The organism is Nitriliruptor sp. (assembly GCF_040882075.1).
Classification (GTDB): Bacteria; Actinomycetota; Nitriliruptoria; order Nitriliruptorales; family Nitriliruptoraceae; genus Nitriliruptor.
The window spans coordinates 1-1,477 of sequence record NZ_JBBEBZ010000013.1 but is presented as its reverse complement, the minus strand read 5'-3'; the positions used below and the strand labels follow the sequence as shown (position 1 = coordinate 1,477).

At 74.3% G+C, this 1,477-nt stretch carries 1 protein-coding gene and 1 pseudogene; both read right to left on the bottom strand.

Annotated elements, in window-relative coordinates:
• The coding region (locus tag WEB03_RS00820; RefSeq protein WP_368069075.1) for a hypothetical protein at positions 1 to 963 on the bottom strand (963 nt) is incomplete at its 3' end.
• Positions 941 to 1,477 (bottom strand): annotated as a pseudogene (locus tag WEB03_RS00815) (AfsR/SARP family transcriptional regulator); the annotation flags it as partial. The pseudogene WEB03_RS00815 and the gene WEB03_RS00820, both read right to left, overlap by 23 nt.

Below are 1,477 nucleotides of genomic sequence, written 5' to 3'. Positions count from 1 at the left end.
GCTGACGATGGTGACGCGGGCGACGTTGCCGATCACGCTGGCGCCGGTCCTCCGGGCGAGCCGCTCGGCCCGGCGGGCAAGCTCGATGGTGTGCTGCGGGTCCCGGTCGCCACTGATCTCCGCACTGCAGTACAGCCACCAGGCCCGCGCCGTGTCGTTGTCCAGCCGGGACGCCACCAGCGCCTGGCGGTCCAGCAGCGCCCCCGCCACCTCCGGCGCGCCCTGATAGGCGTGGGCCAGCGCGCCGGCGCCCAACAGGTAGGCCACCAGCCACGTCCTGCCGGCGTCCTCGGCCAGCTCGAGCGCCTCGGTCGTCGTGGCGATGCAGCGTTCGTCACCGCGGTACATCTCGACCACGCCCTGCGCCGCCAGCGCCTCGACCGTGCTGGCGTCCGCCGGACCGGCCGAGCTGCGCACACGCTTGGCCAGCTCGGAGGCGGTGTCGAGGTCACCACCCAGCCACGCGCCCCACGCGGCCATGCCGAGCACCTCGACCGCCACCGCACGATCGCTGGTCGTCGCACCGGCCAGGCGCGCAGCCGCGTCGAGGAACCAGGTGCTGGCCTCCCAGCTGACCCGGAAGCGCAGGTAGACCGACAGCCCGGTCAGGATGCTGGCCAGCAGGTCGATGTCGCCGCGAAGCTGGCCAAGCGCGACCGCGTGGCGCAGGTTGTCGAACGTCTGCACGACGTGCTCGGCCGCCGCGATCTCCTCCGGGCCGGTCAGCCGCTGGTCGAGGTCGGCCAGGTCGTCACGGACGTGTGCGAGGAACGCCGCGTCGGTCGTTTCCACCTCCCCCGCAGCCACGCACTGCTCGCGGGCGAACACCCGGATCGTCTCCAGCAGGCGGTAGCGCGCAGGTCCGGGCCCGCCAGTGGCCACGACCATCGACTTGTCCACCAGGTCGGCCAGCAGCGCCGGGACCTCGCTGGTGTCCAGATCATCCAGTGCGGCGACCCGCACTGCGGCCGTCGCGGTGAACGGCCCGGCGAAGGCCCCCAGCCGGCGCAGCAGCCGGCGCTGCCGCTCGCCGAGCAGGTCGTGGGGACCACGCCACCGCGGCTCGCAGGCTCCGGTGGCGGTCGGCGCCACCGCGCCGGCCCATCAGCAGGTCGAAGCGGGCGTCCAGCCGCTGGGCGATCTCGGCCGGCGGCCGGGCCCTCACCCGGGCCGCGGCCAGCTCGAGTGCGAGGGGGAGGCCGTCCAGCGCCCGGCAGATGTCCACGACGCTGGCCACGACCGCATCGTCGACATGCAGGTGCGGATCGCTACGCGCTGCCCGGTCGAGGAACAGCTCCACGGCCGGGGCCGTCCGTGGGTCCTGGTCGTCCGCCGGCAGCGCCAGGCCTTCCACCGACCAGACCCGCTCGTGGTCCAGGCCCAGGTGCTCGCGGCTGGTGGCCACCACGTGCAGTTCGGGACAGCGCGCCACGAGCTCGGCGAGCAGGTCGGCGGCGCGGTCCAGTAGGTGCTCGCA